The sequence below is a fragment of the Vibrio sp. Y176 genome, assembly GCF_033438945.1.
On sequence record NZ_JAWOQS010000389.1, the window covers coordinates 1 to 774 of the forward strand.

Sequence of the window (774 nt, forward strand, 5' to 3'; positions counted from 1 at the left end):
AAGGTAATACGTAATCGAGTTAGCGTTCATCTCTTTACCGATCAAGCTGACGCGTGCATCAGAGATGATTTCCATCAATTCGTAGCTCACGTTGTCAACCTTGCCGACCATAGCTTGATCGAACAAGTGCAGTGCGAAGACCTTTTCTTTACCGGCGATGATTTCCACTTTGTCTTCTTCTGGGCGATACCCTGAAGATATCAACGTACCTTCATGTTCTGGCTCAAACGTGTTTTTGATTTGCAGCTCAATCCCACTTTCGCGCAAACCAGCGGCAGCATTGGGATGAATCGCCTCCATGCCCAAGTTAGCAAGTTGATCCGCTACATCGTAGTTCGTGCTTCCAATTGGCAACACTTTCTCTGGGCCGACCACGCGCGGGTCTGCTGAGCTCAAATGATATTCTTTATGGATGATGGCTAAGTCTGCTTTGGTGATAGCTGCAATACGACTGAACGTCATTTCACTGTAGCCCCGGTCATAAGTGTGCATCAAACCTTCTTTGCAGTATGCATAACCCGTGACGATAGGCAGTTCTTTGGTCACATCGATATCAGCAAACGCGTCGCGAATGGAATCATCGAGATTTCTTGGTTCCTGATTATCCCAACCAGAGAGATCCACAAACCTCGCATTGATGCCCATGTTTTTCAGCTTAAGCGCTGTATTGTACGCACTGTGCGCTTCACCAATCGACGATAGAAACTCGCGAATTTGTGGCAGATAGTGACGCAGAGAAAACTGTCCGTATTGGCAGGTTTCTAGAATATTAGC

1 pseudogene is annotated in these 774 nt (G+C 46.9%); it reads right to left on the reverse strand.

Features of this window, described 5'->3' with window-relative positions:
- Positions 1-774 (reverse strand): annotated as a pseudogene (locus tag R7O13_RS26235) (aspartate kinase); the annotation flags it as partial.